The 17881-nt window shown below is 41.9% G+C and carries 20 protein-coding genes; 16 read left to right on the plus strand and 4 right to left on the minus strand.

Going from position 1 to position 17881, the window contains the following annotated elements:
- Window positions 1-127: 127 nt before the first annotated feature.
- Genes BLS24_RS14580 through BLS24_RS14595 form a run of 4 tightly spaced genes read right to left on the minus strand, consistent with a single transcriptional unit; the run spans window position 128 to window position 3356 of the window.
- Window positions 128-1009 carry an aldose 1-epimerase family protein gene (locus tag BLS24_RS14580; RefSeq protein WP_091760826.1) on the minus strand — a complete coding sequence of 294 codons (882 nt, stop codon included), beginning with the start codon at window positions 1007-1009 and terminating at the stop codon, window positions 128-130.
- A gap of 22 nt (window positions 1010-1031) precedes the next feature.
- The gene (locus BLS24_RS14585; protein ID WP_091760829.1) at window positions 1032-2303 is read right to left on the minus strand and encodes a serpin family protein; all 1272 of its coding nucleotides are present in this window, start codon (window positions 2301-2303) and stop codon (window positions 1032-1034) included.
- 19 nt (window positions 2304-2322) lie between these two features.
- Window positions 2323-2799 (minus strand): hypothetical protein, encoded by a 477-nt coding sequence (locus tag BLS24_RS14590; protein ID WP_091760832.1) that lies wholly within the window; start codon window positions 2797-2799, stop codon window positions 2323-2325.
- Entirely contained in the window at window positions 2796-3356 is a 561-nt protein-coding gene (locus BLS24_RS14595; protein ID WP_091760835.1) for an RNA polymerase sigma factor, read from the minus strand. The genes BLS24_RS14590 and BLS24_RS14595 overlap by 4 nt, the downstream gene beginning before the upstream one ends.
- A gap of 344 nt (window positions 3357-3700) precedes the next feature.
- Between BLS24_RS14595 and BLS24_RS14600 the strand changes: the two genes are divergently transcribed.
- From BLS24_RS14600 to BLS24_RS15640, 16 genes are all read left to right on the plus strand, one after another.
- Window positions 3701-4339, plus strand: a complete 639-nt coding sequence (locus tag BLS24_RS14600; RefSeq protein ID WP_091760838.1) for a helix-turn-helix domain-containing protein — start codon at window positions 3701-3703, stop codon at window positions 4337-4339.
- Window positions 4311-4550: a helix-turn-helix transcriptional regulator gene (locus BLS24_RS14605; protein ID WP_091760840.1), complete on the plus strand. Its 240-nt coding sequence runs from the start codon at window positions 4311-4313 to the stop codon at window positions 4548-4550. The genes BLS24_RS14600 and BLS24_RS14605 overlap by 29 nt, the downstream gene beginning before the upstream one ends.
- Window positions 4534-5121, plus strand: coding sequence for a helix-turn-helix domain-containing protein (locus BLS24_RS14610; protein ID WP_091760843.1), 588 nt, complete (start codon window positions 4534-4536; stop codon window positions 5119-5121). Before BLS24_RS14605 ends, BLS24_RS14610 begins: the two co-directional genes overlap by 17 nt.
- The gene (locus BLS24_RS14615; RefSeq protein ID WP_242872317.1) at window positions 5015-5857 is read left to right on the plus strand and encodes an ATP-binding protein; all 843 of its coding nucleotides are present in this window, start codon (window positions 5015-5017) and stop codon (window positions 5855-5857) included. Before BLS24_RS14610 ends, BLS24_RS14615 begins: the two co-directional genes overlap by 107 nt.
- A 58-nt stretch (window positions 5858-5915) precedes the next feature.
- A complete protein-coding gene (locus tag BLS24_RS14620; protein ID WP_091760846.1) occupies window positions 5916-6848 on the plus strand; it encodes a ParM/StbA family protein in 933 nt (310 codons plus the stop codon).
- The gene (locus BLS24_RS14625) at window positions 6845-7228 is read left to right on the plus strand and encodes a hypothetical protein (RefSeq protein ID WP_091760849.1); all 384 of its coding nucleotides are present in this window, start codon (window positions 6845-6847) and stop codon (window positions 7226-7228) included. The genes BLS24_RS14620 and BLS24_RS14625 overlap by 4 nt, the downstream gene beginning before the upstream one ends.
- Window positions 7229-7479: 251 nt before the next feature.
- On the plus strand, window positions 7480-8865 hold the full coding sequence (locus BLS24_RS14630; protein ID WP_091760852.1) for a hypothetical protein: 1386 nt from the start codon (window positions 7480-7482) through the stop codon (window positions 8863-8865).
- Between the two features lie 463 nt (window positions 8866-9328).
- A complete protein-coding gene (locus BLS24_RS14635) occupies window positions 9329-10504 on the plus strand; it encodes a tyrosine-type recombinase/integrase (protein ID WP_091760854.1) in 1176 nt (391 codons plus the stop codon).
- Window positions 10505-10597: 93 nt separating this feature from the next.
- On the plus strand, window positions 10598-11602 hold the full coding sequence (locus BLS24_RS14640) for a glycosyltransferase family 2 protein (protein WP_176764453.1): 1005 nt from the start codon (window positions 10598-10600) through the stop codon (window positions 11600-11602).
- 27 nt (window positions 11603-11629) lie between these two features.
- The gene (locus tag BLS24_RS14645) at window positions 11630-12763 is read left to right on the plus strand and encodes a DegT/DnrJ/EryC1/StrS family aminotransferase (protein ID WP_091760860.1); all 1134 of its coding nucleotides are present in this window, start codon (window positions 11630-11632) and stop codon (window positions 12761-12763) included.
- A gap of 9 nt (window positions 12764-12772) precedes the next feature.
- Window positions 12773-13582: a metallophosphoesterase family protein gene (locus tag BLS24_RS14650; protein ID WP_091760863.1), complete on the plus strand. Its 810-nt coding sequence runs from the start codon at window positions 12773-12775 to the stop codon at window positions 13580-13582.
- Entirely contained in the window at window positions 13542-14387 is an 846-nt protein-coding gene (locus BLS24_RS14655; protein ID WP_091760865.1) for an NAD-dependent epimerase/dehydratase family protein, read from the plus strand. Before BLS24_RS14650 ends, BLS24_RS14655 begins: the two co-directional genes overlap by 41 nt.
- Window positions 14369-15409, plus strand: a complete 1041-nt coding sequence (locus BLS24_RS14660) for an ATP-grasp domain-containing protein (RefSeq protein ID WP_242872318.1) — start codon at window positions 14369-14371, stop codon at window positions 15407-15409. Before BLS24_RS14655 ends, BLS24_RS14660 begins: the two co-directional genes overlap by 19 nt.
- 11 nt (window positions 15410-15420) lie before the next feature.
- On the plus strand, window positions 15421-15969 hold the full coding sequence (locus tag BLS24_RS14665; protein WP_091760868.1) for a GNAT family N-acetyltransferase: 549 nt from the start codon (window positions 15421-15423) through the stop codon (window positions 15967-15969).
- Complete coding sequence (locus tag BLS24_RS14670) at window positions 15962-17089, plus strand: glycosyltransferase family protein (RefSeq protein WP_091760870.1); 1128 nt, start codon at window positions 15962-15964, stop codon at window positions 17087-17089. The genes BLS24_RS14665 and BLS24_RS14670 overlap by 8 nt, the downstream gene beginning before the upstream one ends.
- A gap of 77 nt (window positions 17090-17166) precedes the next feature.
- Complete coding sequence (locus BLS24_RS15640; RefSeq protein WP_091760924.1) at window positions 17167-17877, plus strand: ABC transporter permease; 711 nt, start codon at window positions 17167-17169, stop codon at window positions 17875-17877.
- The last annotated feature ends 4 nt before the right edge of the window (window positions 17878-17881 follow it).

Consider the following 17881-nt stretch of genomic DNA (forward strand, 5'->3'; position numbering starts at 1 on the left):
GCCGTTTCTATCCTTTATTATCAATAAAACACTCGCGAAAAAGAAAAATGGTCTTGAGAGCTACGCTCTCAGGACCACTTTGTCTACAGTCTGAAGAGTGCAGATTATTCTGCACTCTTTATTTTTGTTATGAAATAGTTATCTGATACTGCTCCGTTTTAGTCTTGCCTGCTTCTAGACACTGCTCACCATATTTTTCTGGAAGTTCTCCGTCAAATCCTTTGTTGTCACATCTTCCAAGCCATGGCTCAAGGCATACGTAATGAGCATCTGGTGAAGGATGAGACCAAAGTCCAAAGCTTGGGAAACCTTCGCAGCTAAGTGTGATATATGGCTTGCCATCTGGTGTGCAGAGGCTTGCCTTTTGAACCTGATAGTCATCAAAGATAAGAGCATCCTTATCAAATAAGGTATCTATGATATCAAGAACCCCATCTTTTAATGTGAGAGTACTAGGATTCTGATAATCAACTTCTCTTGTATCTGGAATGATAAGAGAGTAGGTAAGGCTATCTTTTTCAAACTTAACCTTGTAATCAGATCTCTTTTCACCATCATTTATTGGACAAGCAAAAGCGGGGTGACCGCCGATCGAATAGTATAAAGGCTCGCTGTCAGAAGTATTCACTATATCCCATACCACATTGATCGTGTTTTCTTCTAGGATATGAGTGATGATAAGTTCAAAATCAAATGGGTACTTTTCCTTTGTTTCAGCAGTTGATCTTAATGAAAAGCTTATGCTGTTGTCGTCTTTTTTAACCAGCTCAAAATCTGTATCTCTGGCAAAACCATGGGCGGACATGGGATAAGACTTACCCTTATATTTGAATGCGCCGCCATTAACATTTCCTACGATTGGGAAAAGAACTGGTGCATGTCTTTTCCAATATGTTGGATCAGCCTGCCAGAGGAGCTCTTTGTTTCTCTTTTTGTCAAAAATGCTGCTAAGCTCAGCTCCGTGAGTGGCTACCCCGATCTTAAGATATTCGTTTTCTATGTATTCCATGTTAATCTCCTTAAATATTGGTTTATTTAACGAGCTGACCGCAGAAGAGTGGTTCTGGTGTGCCACTGTCAGTAAGGATCATGAATTTAAAAGGCTGGTCTGCGTGGAACTCTTTTATTTCATTTATCTCCATAGCAGATTCTGTCATCATGATCGCTGTAGCTGCAGCGGCTTCAATTCCATCTTCATCTACCTTGATCTTGGTCTTCTGGATGATGTCTGAGATCATAAGGGACATGTCGTCGCTCATTACAGAGAAATCTGCATCCTGTGAGAATGGAAGAGTTGCGCCCTGACTGATCATGTAATCTATAAGCTCGTTGTTGCTAAAAGAACTCTCTATTTCGAACTTTGGAAGCTTAATATCAACTTCTTCGTATGTAGCATCTTCTAGCTTACCCATTATATCATCCACTTCTCCAAGGATAAATACAGCGTTGATTCCGCCGTTCATTGGGAGAACAACGAACTTTCCTTTTTCATCCTCGTAGTACTTAAAGCTGTTTGTCTGCTGCATGAAGTCTTTTCTTACAGTTGAACCATCAATTGCGGTGAAGTCTCCAGGAGCTGTGTAATAGTCGCTAAATTCTTCAACCCAGGATGTTCTCAGGTACAGAGTGTTAACGAGAACTACTGATGCATAGGACATGTTGTCGCTTATCTTTGGAATGAGACCGCAGGTCTTGTCGTTGATCCAGGAATTGACCTTGTCTGTAATATGGTTACTATCAACGTTTTCTGCTGCTGCGTCGAAGTTCTTGTTTACATATTTGATGTAGTCCTTGGAAAGTTTGCCGCTGGCATCTGTGTTACTCCAAATGGAGTTGGCCATCTGAAAGGCTCCGTCAGGTTCTTTGGCATCTTCGCCGTACCACTTCTTGTTTTTCTTGAATTCTTTTTGAGCTTCTTTTAACAGCTCGTCGAAATTATCGATTGATGAAGTAACAGAGCTGTACCAGGCATTTAGTTCATCCATACTACTAAATCCCATGGCTGCCAGGATCTGCTCCTTGGTCTGTGTATCAGCACCTGAAACAGCCAGAGCAAGAGCTGCTCTAAAGGATGTAGGAGATACCATATAGTTATCCTCTGCATAGCCGTTTTGCTCAACAAATTCAATAAGAGACTTGTTGAAATCAGGGTTTGTTGCAATATCTGTTGTCTGTGGCTGATTGTTCTCAGAAACTGAGGTGTTGGATGAAGGATGCTCACTAGGAGCCTCTGCTCCGCATCCTGCTAATGTTCCTGCAACGAGGGTAGCACTTAAAATAACTGATATAAGATTCTTTTTCATAATCCATTCCTCCTAAAAATCATTCTGTGATCTTTTCAAAGATTGTGTAGTTGCCATCAATCTGTACGGCAATGTGAGTTTCGTCTATCACTACGTAAAGAGATGAAGAGGTTTCATCGAAGTTTTGCTGTCCATCCTCTTCTGGGGTTCCATCAACATAGGACAGCACCTTTATAGGAGCATCATCTGGGATCTCTTCAGTGTAAGGGGCGTCAGTGCTATAGTAGAGATTTCCATCGACCATGATCATGTATGGTATGTAGCTTTCGGTAACAAAGGTTTCAATCTCGGCCTCGTCGTCTTCCTTAGTGATCTGATCTGGCTTTTGAACTGTGAGCACGGTTCCTGCAATGACCGTCAGTAAAAGAACTGCAGCTGCCAGATATAATGTGTAGAACTTCCTTACATTAGATCTGGTCTTTGGATTGATGTCAGCTTCATTTACGTATTTGGGTTCAATATTTCCTATTGCATCTAATAGATCATATGTATTCATATACTGTAACCTCCTGCATTAAGCTGCTCTTTTAGCTTTTCTCTCATTCTAAAAAGCATGGTCTTGACCTTACTTTGTGGAAGTGAGTATGCTTTGCAGATGTCAGCAACTGAGTCAAAGTACCAGTATCTTCTTACGAATACTTTGCGCTGTTCCTCGGAGCAATCCTTAAGAAAGGAGTTGATCAATGCAATCAGCTCTTTTGCATCAACCTCAGAAGCAACATCGCTTTGACCAGGAATACACTCTGAAAGCTCGGTAGTAAGTTCGCTGAGCTTGGCAGATCTCTTTTGACTACCATCATGACGAACTCTGTCGATTGCAAGGTTTCTGATGATCTTTCCCAAAAAAGAAAATAGGTATGTTCTTGGCTCGTTTGGTGGAATAAGATTCCAAGTCTTGAAATATGTGTCGTTTTCACATTCCTTGGCAATGTCTATTTCGCCTATCACGTTGCTTGCTATAACTCTGAGACGGCTGCCATATTTTTGAGATGTTTCTGTTATGGCTGCTTCATCTCTTGATAAGTAAAGCTCTACAATTTGTGAGTCATCCATTGGAATGATCCTCCTTTTAAGGTCTTCACTATATATAACGAAAAATCATATTGGCTGGTTACATGTTTTTTGAAAAAAATTATGAATAGTCAAAAGATGCAGAAAAATATAGAAGTGTTGGGGAAAATGATATAGCGGAGACGGCGGGATTCGAACCCGCGTGCCCAAAAGGACAAACGCATTTCGAGTGTTTTACACCAACCGAAAAGCGGTCAAAAATCAAGATAAATAATCATATCTAATTCGATATTTTGACAGCCTCCGCGCCCCGTAAAATATACGAAAACTTCATACAAGCCATATTTTACTGAACTTCCTTAGAGAAATCAAGGAAGTTTTTTCTTTTGCAAAAAAGAGAGAACTCGGAGAGAACTGGAGAGATTATCGGTGCCGGAAAGGAAGAAAAACAGATGACAGATTTAGAAAAGAGGATCCTCGAGATCAAAAAACAATATGGCGATTATCTGACACAAAGGGAATTCATGGAGGCTGCCGGTATCAGCTCTCGTACCGCATATCTGGCAACGAAGCGTGGACTGGTCCCCTACACTAAGCGCCGGGTTGGTACCGTCCGGTATTATCGGATCCGGGTGGAAGATGTCGCCCGCTACATGGAGAAGAGGTTCCAGAGCAGACGGACGGATGTTTCTCCGGAGAAGATAAGGGTGCTCACCACTCTGCTCTCTTCGGAACCTGATGTCCTGAGCATAAGGCAAGCCAGCATGGTAACCGGCATTCACAAGAATTCTATAGCAAAGTGGATCGACAAAGGGTATCTGAAATCCTTTCGATGGAAAGGTGATCACAGGATCACGAAGGTGGAATTGATCCGGTATATGGCATCCGGAAGATATTGGAAAGCCAGGAGCCGCTCGCTTCAGAGACAAGCGATCCGCATGGCAATGGAATGGCTGGACACACAACATACGAGATTTGAACGAAAGGAGAAGAATCATGACATCAATACAGGATCTGATAGATGAAAAAAAGATTTTTACACCCGCAGAGGCTGCAAAGTATCTGGGGATAGGCAAAACGGTCGCCTATGCAATGTTCAGAGAGCCGGGCTTCCCCTGCTTCCACATTGGTCGCCGTAAGTTTGTCGTTTGGGACGATCTGTATAAGTGGCTGATAGAAAACAAGGCGGTGCACCCGTCCGGAAAGGAGCATGAAAAGAATGGTCCTGAAGAATGAGACACAGGGAAACTTTGTGATGGTCAGTCAGAACATCCTGCACGACAAGACGCTGAAGCTGTTTGACCGTGGATTGCTCATCACACTTATGTCTTTGCCGGACAACTGGAACTTCACAATAAATGGTCTCGCTACCATTCTGGACGACGGCAGGGATGCTATCCGGGCAGGGCTTGATAGGCTTCAGGAGAAGGGCTATCTGGTGAAAGAGCAGCTAAGGACTAACGGCAAATTTGCGGATATCTGCATCAGGATCAATGTGGTTCCCAAACAACCGTTGTTGGAAAAAACGATATCGGAAAACCCGTCAACGGAAAAGCCGTCAACGGAGAAACCGATAACGGAAAAACCGGTATCGGGAATCCCGACACAATTATATATACAAGAATCTAAAAAACAAGAATCAAAGAATCATAAATCAAATACACACAAATATGTCGAAGCGGACAGGAAAGGAGCAGAACATGGAACTGCTGACGGGACAGACAGAAACAGAACAGACAGGAAAAGCGCTGGCTCAGGAGAATCCTCCGGCTGGTCTAAAAATGAGATCGACCTCTACGGCCTCTGAATGTCCGATATGCCGGGGCACGGGATGGGCTTTTTATGACGAGAACGGCTACTCCTACGCAAGGGAGTGTGACTGCGGGATCAGAAAAAGGGAGGCGCTTGGAAAGAAGCTTAAGTTTGCCAACATCCCGGATGCCTTTTCGGATGTCAGGATGGAGAATTTCCGGCACGATATTTACCGCCGCCAGGATTCCCAGATGGTGATCACAAAGGACTGCAAGGCCATAAACTGGTGGATTGACGGGATTGAGAAGATGAAGGCTCAGGGGATGGGGTTATACCTTTACTCCGATACCAAGGGCAGCGGAAAAACACGCATGGCGGCATCAATAGCCAACGATCTGATATACCGCTGCGGATTGTCGGTAAAATTCGCCACATCGGTCCAGATCCTCAATGAGATCAGGGCAAGCTGGAACCGGGAGGAAGGAATGACCGAGCACCAGCTTCTTGATGACCTGTCAAAGGCGGAGATCCTTGTGATTGATGATTTCGGGATCGAACGGATCAAGGACTGGATTGAGGAGAAACTGTATCACATCATCAATTCACGCTATATCAACCGCCTGATCACGATATATACCAGCAACCTGCCGATTGAAAGACTGGAATATGATGACCGTATCACCAACCGCATCAAGGAAAGAAGCTTTCCGCTGATGTTTCCGGCTGAATCGGTCAGGGATTACATAGCAGAGGACAATTTCGCCTGCTTGAAAGCTGTCATGGCAAGTTAAGCAGGAAACAATCATAGCACATACACAATAACAACAAAGAATACGGAGGAATTTTATCATGAAAGAGTTAAAGGATTATAAGCCGGTGATCATCGGCGTGGATCATGGATACGGGAATATAAAGACAGTAAGCACGGTCTTCCCTGCCGGAGTGGAACTGCTTCAGGGTGAGGCGATCACGAATAATAACATCCTGAAATACGGTGACCGGGAGTATGTCATCGGCGAAAGCCATCTGACCTATCAGGGCGAGAAAACGAAGGGAAATGACTATCACATCCTTACTCTCGCTGCAATCGCAAGAGAACTGGATGTCAGGGGCTACAGGGAAGCCAATATCATCCTGGCAGTGGGGCTTCCGCTCCAATGGATCGGAGCTCAGAAGAAGAACTTTCGGGAATATATGCTTTGTGATCAGGAGCCGGTCTTTACCTTCCGTGACAAGGAATACCATATTCTGATCAGCAAAGTGTTTATCTTCCCGCAGTGCCTTGCTGAAACTGCCCTTATCAGTGACCTGTCCGGAGAAAACATGATCGTGGATATCGGAAATGGAACCATGAACATCGCAAGGATTGAAAACGGCACACCTTATGAAAACAGCCTTAAGACGGAAACCTATGGGGTTTCCATCTGTGTCCGGGAGATACAGAGTGCTCTTTCCAAGAAGCTGGGCAGAAATATCGCAGAGCGCAGGATTGAAGAACTGCTCAGAAATGGATGTGAAGGAAGAACCGGGGATGTGCCGCAGACCACGGATGAACTGGCAAGGACATATACAACGGAGATAATCAGGAAACTCGAAGTATATGGATATGACGAGAATGTCAAGCTTCATGTATTTGGCGGAGGCGGATGCCTGCTTAAGCACTACTCTACCCTCTCTCAGCTGCCCGGCGTGACCTTCTACGATGATATCTGCGCCAATGCCAAGGGATATGAGGCCAGTGCCCGGATGAAGCTGGAAATGCAGGAGAAGAACAGAAAATGAGGGCAAAGTATAAAAGCATCCTGGTCAAATTCCGGGAGGACGATCCTTCGCAGCTTGCAGCATGGGAATACATGAGGGAAAGGTTGACGGAAAAACGTTCTTATGCGGCGATCATCGCTGAGATGGTCGCAGAGACTCCTGGAGACAGCACCACCGTCTCCGGGCAGCCGCTTAAGCAGATCGAAGAGAGCTTAAGCCGGCTGGAGCACATCTGCCTGAGTATTGATGAAAAGGTGCAGATGGGCTCTCTTCCTCCCACCGGTGCAAATGCAGGGTCAATTACCACAGGCACAGGTGCGGAGGAAATTCAAAGCGAGGGACGCTATACCGCAGGAATAGCAAACCTCGTTTTGAGCATGGGCGATGAGGACGGTGACTGAAATGGATATCCATTCGATATCCATCCGTCCGATTTGGGTATCCGGTGGATATCCAAACGCCCATGGGCTTCCGAAAAGGAAGCCGAGCGTTGCGGGCAACGCAACAGCCGGGACGCATCTTCCCGGCCAAGCCTCGCAGAGGACCGACACTTAACGCAGTTAAGTACGAGGTCACGTACTTAATATCTTAAGAATGCTACCGGCGACCGGAAATCGACCAGGTCTTACCGCCGGAGATAGGAGAAAAACAAATGAATGAATTTCACGTAGGACTCCCCTGCCTGAAACTGTCACTCAATCCATCCAACCAAAGGCATAAAGGAAAAGCTGCCCGTACCTGCAGCGTAAAGAAAGCCTGGGAGGAAATGAATGATCTGCGTAAAGGGCGGGATGCGTCCATAGATCATGAACTTACAAAAAATAATGTATGGCTGTGCGGAAGCTCCGATATGGATATGGAGCTGGTGATCCAAGCGGAGATCGACCGGATCAATACAGAGCGAAAGGCTCATGGGCGAAGAGCTTTGAGAAAAGATACTGTTTCTGCTATAGAAATAGTCCAAAAGATACCTATGGAGATAATGCAATCACTCTCCGAGGAAGAACAGCTAAAGATTATCAAGGACGGTAATCAGGTTTTGAGGGGTATACTGCATGATTGGCAGTCAGGGTGGAAAATCGTTGCAACTGTTATACATTGTGATGAAATGGGTGGAAAATCAAAACATGACCATAGCATATGTTTGACAACATCCTTTGAAGAGGACGGCTGCCTAACTATGAATGCCAAGAAAGATTTCAACCTTAAGTTCTTTACCTTTATGAACAGAGAGTATCCCAAACGTATGCGTGAGCTGGGTTATCCGGTACTCGACTGTGAAATCTATGAAGATATGACCGAGGAAGAAAGAGCAAAACACGCTGAGAAAAAGAAGGATTACGGTCTGGAAGGTTATGAGTATAAGCAGAAGAAAGCTGCTGAGCAGGAAGCGCAGATCGAAACAAATCAGGCTGTGATCGAAACTCAGGCGGCCCAGATATCCGATCAGAAGAAGGAAATTGAGGCTGTCACCAAGTCGCTTGCTGTGAAAAACGAAGAGGTATCTCGGGCAGACAAGCAGCTTGTTTCAGCCAAGGAAGAGACGAGCAAAGCCAATGCTGAGCTTAATGATATCAATAAAAAAATCAAGAGCCAGAAAAAGGAAAGTGATCGTCTGGGTGCAGAAATCCTTACAAGGAAAGAAATTAAAGCGCTTCCCTCTCCTGCTTCCACTTTTGACGGGAAATACTTCAAGATTCCGAAGGAGGATTATAAAAGCATTTTAGCTACTGCTAAGTCCGTGGATAAGACCAGAGCAGAAATGGCGGCTCACGAGAAGAATATGGCTGCACGAGAGGCGTCTCTTGCAAAAGAAAAAAAGCAATTTGAAGATAGCCGGAAGCTCCCATTCAAGGAGAAGATCGAACTTGGCACACTCCGGAAACTGAAAGAGTCCGTCCAATGGATCGTGAATCAACTTTCGGAACACAATCTTATAAGAAAACTGCTTGAAAGGGCGCTGGGCGGCGAAGATCTGACAGTAACGCAAGGGAAAGAATTACAGCATCGGGTTAAGAGAAATGAGATGGTGATATAGCACACACAATGATAATCGAAAATATAAAAAGCCGATGCCGATAGAGAAATAATTGAATAGTACTATCCCACAGCAAAAAGAGCAGGATGTAAATTCCGTCAAATAAGGAATTCTCTCTGCTCTTTTTTTATCGATTTTTATGGTTGCAATAGTGCCGGGATATACGAAGCACCAATATTCACCTGCATTTTACGTAAAGAATAATTCGTAAAGAGTATTACCTAAAGAATGCTGTCATTCTTTAAATTATACCAACACATATAGATTTATTCTCTCACGCATCCAACAAAAAAGCAAGAAACAATTTGAAATCCGAGTTGTTTCTGGTTATTTTTACTAAATTATTCTATCAAATTATGCATATTTGACGTTTTTATTAATGACCTGTCAACCAGTTTCGATCCTATAAGGGGTCAGATCAAGGGGCAGAGAATAAAAATTATAGGAAGGGAGATAAAAGAACATGCCTAGAAAAGGAGAAAACATAAGGCTAAGAAAGGACGGACGCTGGGAGGGTCGTTATTCCAAAGGAAAAAGAGATGGAAAGCCTCTGCAGGGGTCTGTATTCGGAAAAACATATAAAGAAACCAAAGAAAAGCTTGTTCAGGCAAAGGCTGCGCTAAAGGAAACAAATAAAACTCTTACAGAGAAGCAGAAAGAAGCAATGAAAGAGACATTTCAGGCGGCTGCAGAGGAATGGCTTGAGTATAAAGAACCAATAGTAAAGGAATCCAGCATGTCCGGTTATCAGCATATTTTAGAAAAATATCTGATTCCTGAATTTGGCGACCGGATAGTTGTTGATATTACAAGAGATGATGTGACGACATACTCAACGAAGCTTCTCGCCAATGGCGGTATTAGTGGAAAGGGATTGTCTCCCAAAACCGTATCCGGCATAATCTCTGTTCTGAAAAATGTAATAGATCATCTCCGCCGTGTAAAGTGTGTACCGACTATGGAATTTGATGGGCTTGCGCTGAAACAGCCACAAAAGCAGCTTCGTGTATTCAGCCATATGGAATGCGATAGGCTTACAGAATACTTGCTGAATAACCTTTCGTTCATTTCATTGGGGATACTGCTCTCTCTTTATACCGGACTTCGTATCGGAGAACTGTGCGCACTTAAATGGGGAGATATCTCATTTGATGAACATAAGCTTCATGTGGAAAGAACGTTGCAGAGAATACATAAGCCAGATGAACATGGTCATAAAACGCAGATCATTATTACAACTCCCAAGAGTGACTGCTCTGTGAGGGATATCCCGATTCCCGATGATATTTATAACGTTCTGGTCAATATCAAACAACCGGATGATTGCTTCTTCCTGACAGGATCTGAAAGTTTTTTTGTTGAACCCAGATGCATGGAGAATCATTTTAATCGTGTGATGAAAGAATGTGTAATAGAAGGAGCCACTATGCATACTTGTCGCCATAGTTTCGCCACAATATGTGTTGAGCTTGGTTTTGATATCAAGTCTCTGTCAGAAATACTGGGGCATGCAAGTGTTTCCATTACGTTAAACAGATATGTTCATCCCTCTATGGAAATGAAGCAGGAAAACATGAACAGACTCTCAGAATTTTTGAGGGTCAAAAACAGGGGCAGTTCAGACGGAAAAATCGCGTAGATAGCGGAAATGAAGGCACTTTTTCTGTCAGTAATACTCTTTACGAAAATGGAAGTCTGTTTTACCACAGGCAGAACTTTTTTTTGGGGGGGTATGGACAGAGACTCCAAAATCAAGATATCCGTTATAGTTCCTGTTTTTAATGGGGAACGTTATCTAGGTGCCTGTTTGAAAAGTCTGCTTAACCAGACTTTGGATGGGATTGAAATAATCGTTGTCGATAACGGTTCGACAGATAATTCATTAGCGGTAGTAGAAGAACTCATAGATAAATGGGCGGATAAAAGAAAAATATATTTCATACAGGAATCAAAGCAAGGGAATTCATATGCAAGGAACTTGGGTATGAAGCATGCGCAGGGAGAATATATTGCATTTTCTGATCAGGACGATCATGTGGAAAGAGATTTCTTTGAGCGTATGTATGGCAGGGCAAAGGAACTGGATGCTGACGTACTTGTATCGGGTTATCAGTCGGTAGATTCAAATGGCAATACCAAAAGGATTATGAAGCTGACGGATGATTACTGGTCGCCTTTCAGAATGACTGCCCCTTGGGGAAAGCTATATAAAAGAGAACTTATTGAAGAACATGAAATCAGCTTTCTTCCGGTAAATAAGGGAGAGGACGTTTACTTTTCCTTTAATGCATATAACCAGGCAGAAAGACTCTTTTCTGTGCCGATAGTGGGATATAGCTGGTTTTCTAACAGTGAGTCACTGTCGCACACGCAGCACAGGCAGATAAATGAAAACAACAGCATCCTGCCATTATTTGACAAGCTGCAGGAGAGCTTATATCCATTAAAAACCATAAAGAAGGAATATCTTGAATATTTCTTCATAAAAACAATTGCTCACGAGACGATGTTCTGTGCCCGTGGGAAACCAATTGATGTTGCATATGCATATTTTGAAGAGATGTGCAAATGGATAGATGAAAACTATCCGGAGAATGAAAGAAACAGTAATCTGAGCTTTTTTACACCTGTCGGAGAGGAATTTAAGAGAAGGATCTTTATAACCTGGTTCTGGCATATGAAGAAAAAAGGAACGATAAAAAGATTCCTATCACTATATGTAAAAATTGCCGGTTAAAAGTATATATCACAAGGAGAAAAGAATATGGATATTCAGTTGTTTAAAGCAAAATATGAAGTTGACGAGTGCCTGTCAGAAATACGCGAGTGCCTGGAAGTAGGCTGGACAGGAATGGGCTTTAAAACAGTTAAATTCGAGGATGCCTGGAAACAGTATACCGGACTCCCTTATGCGCATTACCTGAACTCATCAACCATGGGATTGTATCTTGCGGTTGACATATTAAAGGAAGAATGTGGATGGAATGATGACGATGAGATCATAACAACACCTATCACCTTTATTTCAACAAACCATGCAATTGCAAAGTCAGGTTTGAAGGCAGTGTTTGCAGATATTGATGATACTTTCTGCCTGGATCCCAAGTCTGTAAAGGAACATATTACAGATAAAACAAAGGCTGTGATGTATGTCGGACTTGGCGGAAATACAGGAAATTATGAAGAAATAGTCAAGATTTGCAGGGAAAATAATCTGAAATTTATCCTTGATGCCGCCCATATGACAGGAACGCGGATTAACGGCAAGATCCCTGGATCTGAAGCTGATGTGGTTGTCTATTCATTCCAGGCTGTAAAAAATCTCCCAACAGCAGACAGCGGAATGATCTGCTTTAAAGATGGCAGGCTGGACGAAATCGTAAGAAAAAAAGCATGGCTTGGAATCAATAAGGATACTTATGCCAGAACACAGAATATGGGCAACTATAAATGGAAATATGACGTCGAATATATAGGCGAAAAAGGACATGGCAACTCTGTTATGGCTTCCATAGGATTGGTGCAGCTAAAGTATGTTGATAGAGACAATGCTTATCGCAGGACGATCTGCAACTGGTATAGAGAAAGACTCGAGCCATATTCAGACAAGATTACATTCGTGAGAATTGAGAAAGGCTGTGAAAGTTCATGTCATTTGTTCCAGATTCTGGTGGATGACAGAGATGCACTGATTGTCGCCCTTAATCAGGCAGGCATTTCTCCGGGAGTTCATTATATCGCTAATACCGAATACAAAATGTATGCATATGGCAAAGGAACTTGCCCTCATGCAGATTACGTAAGTAGCCATACATTATCACTTCCACTTAACTTATATCTGACCAGGAAAGATGTGGATTATATATGTGATGAAGTAATAAAGTTCATAGGAAAGTAATCATCTGCCATGAAGCTAACTACTGAAAGGTTCGCCGTTATATCTGATGTGCACGGTAACTATCAGGCATTGCGAAAGGCATTGAAGATAATTCGCAGAGAGAAAATAGATCAAATAGTCTTTCTTGGAGATGCAATTGGTTACGGTGCAGATCCGGAGAGATGCTTCAATCTATTAAAAAAACGGTGCTCCTTGTTTTTGATGGGGAATCATGAAGCGATGATCATTGCTCCTGAGCAGAGAAAGAGCCGATTGTGCGAGGAGTCGTTTTCATGGACGAGAAATAGCATATCTGGCGATATGATTAGTCAGATTGCTCTGCTTCCGATGAAACATACTGAGAATGGGATGGGCTTCTATCATGCCTGCCCACAGGCTGATTTACAAAGTTGGAAGTATCTTAATGATCCGAAGGATGTGACAGATGCATTCGACGGATACGAAAACATATGTTTTTACGGGCATACTCACAGACCGAGGGTAATGATCATATCAGATGATGGCTCTGTTGAAGACCATATCGTAAAGCACACTTCAGAATACGTTATAGATACCGAGAAAGAACGGGTATTTGTTAATCCCGGAAGTATCGGGCAACAGCGCGATGATATCACGGATATGTCTTTTGCAATATGCCAATATGATGGACGTAAATTGCAGCTGAGAATAGAAAGGCACAAATACAATTCTTTAAGAGCGTACCTAAGAATCAGATTTATTGGATGTGGGAGAGAAAACGCCAAGTATCTGATAAGAGAAAAATGGAGAAAAAGGATTTATGAAGGTATTGGTAACAGGCTCGAATGGCTTTATAGGTAGATTCGTATGCGAATCTTTGGAAGAACGTGACATAGATTATGTTAAAGGGACAAGGGATAACTTTGATTTGCTTGATGTGGAATGCATGAGAGAGACACTGACGCTGAATCAGGTGACTCATGTCATTCATTTAGCAGCTTTTGCTGATAGTTCAGATACTGAAAAGGTTTTTGACTCCAATATTTCCGGACTGTACAGAATGCTACTGGCTATAAAGGAAACTGGCGTGAAAAAACTGATTTTTGCGAGCGGCAATAATGTGTATGGCGAAGGGTATGCACATAACATCAAGGAAACTGACATAGCAGAACCTGCATTAGCAAATATTTATGGTTTATCCAAGTATGTGGGAGAGTTGTTGATTGAAGATATGCTTAAAAATACAACTATAACCTACTCTATTATGAGAATATCAGATGTTTATGGTCCTGGACAGAGATTTGGGAATCTTATTAAAGCACTTGTTAAGTCCATAGCAGAGAAAGAACCAATAAAGCTATACGGTGAAGGAAAAAGAACTCGAGATTACATCTATGTTAAGGATGTGGCAGATGGACTGATATTTGCGTGTCAAAACGATATCGATGGTGTGTTTAACCTTTCAACTGGCATAGGAACAAGTGTCAAAGGACTTGTCGATATTGGAGTTGATCTGAGCGGAGGGGAATGTGCAGTAACCCCGATAGTGGTAGAAGGTGAAGATGATTCAAAAATAGTATTGGATCCTGGCAAATTAAACAGATGTGGCTATAAGGCACAAATAGATTTAAAGGAAGGTCTGCGAAGATGTGCAGCAATAAGATAAACATGAACCTGAATATATTGGTCACCGGTGCAGGCAGCACTATGGGACAGAGTGTTCTTAAAGCACTTCTTATGTCAAAGTATGGCAAGAGCGTCAATATACATGTAACTAACTCAGAACAGCTTGGAGCCGGATATTTTATATCGGATCGAATCGTTGGCAGACATATAGTACCCGTTGCTAAGGACACTTCATATATTGATGCAATCATAAATATTTGCAAAGAAAACAGTATTGCCGGTATTTTTTCGGGTACCGAGCATGAAATATATGCATTATCGAACGCAGCAAAAAGAATAAAAGAAGAATCAGGAGCAATTGTTTTTTTGTCGCGCCCAGAAATTGTGGATTTGGGCACAGATAAATATAAAACTTATCTAGCATTCAAAAAATATGACCTTCCATTTCCTGAAACGGTTCTGTTCGACGATTATAAAAAACTGCTGGATATAACCGGCGGATATCCTATTTTTATGAAGCCGCGAATTTCCTCTGCGTCGAGAAATATATATAAGATTAATTCTGAAGAAGAGCTTTTTGCCAAAAAGTTTGCAGATTCTGAAAATATAGTACTTCAAGAATTTCTAGATAGCGATATTGAGTATACAGCTGAGGCATTCTGCGACAAAGAAGGAAATGTTGCAGGAGTTATTCCAATGATCAGAAATCTTGAGTATGGCATGTCGTATTATGGAAAAATTGACGATAATTCCGAGGTTATCAATGTCACAAGAAAAGTAGCTGCTGCACTCAAGCCGGAGGGGGCTATTAATGTTCAGATGCGTATAGTCAACGGAAGAGCAATCCCTTTTGAGATAAATACACGATTTTCCTCTACTGAATGTGTGAGGGCGCATTACGGATTTAATTCTGTGGAAGCCGCTATTGATAATTATCTGTTTGATCTTCCTGTTGATCTTAATAACTGGAAAAAAGGCATGTTTATGAGATATTGGGAAGAATGCTACTTTGAGGAAAATGATATACCAGGTGGACATTTTGATATTAATACTGTTCTTTAAGAGGTTCTGATATGAATGTGTTTTTAAGACCTATAAATGAGGATGACGGAAAACTGATCGTTAGATGGAGAAACAACCCTAAAGTTGCTATGCATTGCTTCAACAGAACACCGGTTACAGAAGAGTCTCATAGAAAGTTTTACGAGGAGCAGGTTAAAACCGGCAACTATAAGCAATTTATTGTTGAGAAAATTGAAGAGTCCTCCGGAGTGTGCTTTTACCCAATAGCAACGGTTTATTTAAAGGACATAGACAGGACCAATAAAAGATGCCAACTCTGCATTTTTACTAGCGATGACGAGGAATGGAATACAGAGTGCCAGATGATTGCCATAAACAAGCTCCTGATGATTGCTTTTGAGGAGCTTGGAATGCATAAGGTCTATTCTTTTGTTTTCACAAGATATAGTGATGAGAAAGAACTCTTAGAAAATGCAGGATTAACTGTAGAGACTGTCATGAAAAGCGAAGCGATTGGTAGTGAAGGAGAATTTGAAGATGCATACAGAATGGTGATATTCGAGGATGAATACCGCAGGAAAAATCAGTCATATGAATAACATACTTATTGTTTACTCTTCACGTATTCCAACCGTAGAGCTTCTTTGCGACGTGATGCGCTGTTTTTCTGAGGAAGATTTTACCGTCAGAGAAATGGCGCATATTGATGTCAGGAAGAAGGACATTGAATGGGCGAACATTGTACTCTCCATTCGTCCATTTAATAAAAGTGCATATGCTATCACCTCTGCCGCAAAAGAATCAGGCAGACAAGTTATAGTTTATCTGGATGATGATCTTCTTAATCTGCCACATATATATTCAAGCAGGATACGGGAGTTTTTCACATTAATATCTTTTGAAAAGAATTGTGAGTACTTGAAGAAAGTGTTGGAGCATTGTGATGTATTATGGGGATCGAGTCCCTATTTTATTCATCGCTATAAGCAATATGTGACAGGCGCCCGGTGTGTTTGTACCAATATCTGCAAAGAGCTGAATGATGTGAGGGAACCTTCTGTTAATCCGGATTCATGCAGCATATTGTACACCGGAAGCGCAAATCACTATCGACAGTTAAATGATTTAGTAATCCCCGCAATAAACAAGCTGATTGGTAAATATCCTAATATCGTCCTTACATGCGTTGGCATGAGAAAACAGAATATAGCTGACTGCAAGGCTGAGGTCATATGCATTCCGTGGATGGATTACGCTGATTATTACAGTATGGTTAGCAATATGTCTTTTGACATAGGTGTTGCCCCTACCCTTCAGGAAGATTTTTACAGATGTAAATACTTTAATAAATTTATAGAGTACAGCCTGCTTGGAATAACCGGAATCTATACTGATGATTATCCATACAGGTATGTTGTTCAGGATAGCGTGAACGGATTTTTGACAGCCAATACGGTTGACTCTTGGACAGATAAAATTGATTTTGTTTTATCTAACAGAGAGCTGGCGAAAGAAACAGTAGTGAATGCCCAGAAGTACTGTGCCGAAAAGTTTTCAAAAAAGCGACAGCTTGATGAAATTAAGGCAGAAATCCCAGAACTGTTTCTAAAAGGCAATAACAAGTATCTGCCGGTAAAGTACAGACCATATCGTATTCATAATGCGGCAAGAAAATGTGCTAATAAAGCAGTGGCATTATATGAAGGATTAAGACCGTGAACACTTTTAAAATATATTTTACAGAGTTATATAGAAACAGATATTTGTTAAAAGTACTTGTCCAAAGGGACGTGCTAATGAAATACCGAAGATCAAAATTAGGAGTATTATGGTCTGTTCTCACACCCTTGGGACTTGCTGCAATTGTTGGGGGTGTTTATGCAATTTTGTTTGGTACAAGCCCGGCATCGCTGATTCCATTAATTTTCGCAAGCATTAACCCATGGAGCTTTATGTCGGGAACAGCAGATGTATCAACAGGCTGCTTCATGAGCGCAGAAGGATATATAAAGCAGTCATCCGTGGGAACTATTATTTTCCCTGTCAGGATAACAACAACAAACTTTGTTAATTTGATGTACTCTACTCTAGCCTTTTTTACGCTATATCTGATTATCAATCCGGATCTGTTTAACTGGAAGATGTTGATGTGCATACCTGGCTTTGTTCTTATGTATGCCTTTACCTTAGGCCTGGCAAGCATTACGTCTATTGTCAATCTTTTCTTCAGGGATTTTGCGCCGATACAGTCTCTTATGTTGCAGGGATTGTTTTATGCAACGCCTATCATTTATGACACTAGAATTCTGGATGAAAAGGGATACTCAATCATATATGAAATGAATCCGTTTTATTACATGATCGAGGTAGTTAGAAGGCCGATGCTTGGGGTGGAGCTTCCTGATATCAGATGCTATATAGTTGCATCCGTTATGTCGGTCATAATCTGTTTAATCGGTATCTCGATGCAGGTTAAATATAGAAATAAAATTGTTTTTCAACTTTAGGGAC

It is taken from the genome of Butyrivibrio sp. INlla18, from assembly GCF_900103635.1.
Taxonomy (GTDB): Bacteria; Bacillota; Clostridia; order Lachnospirales; family Lachnospiraceae; genus Butyrivibrio.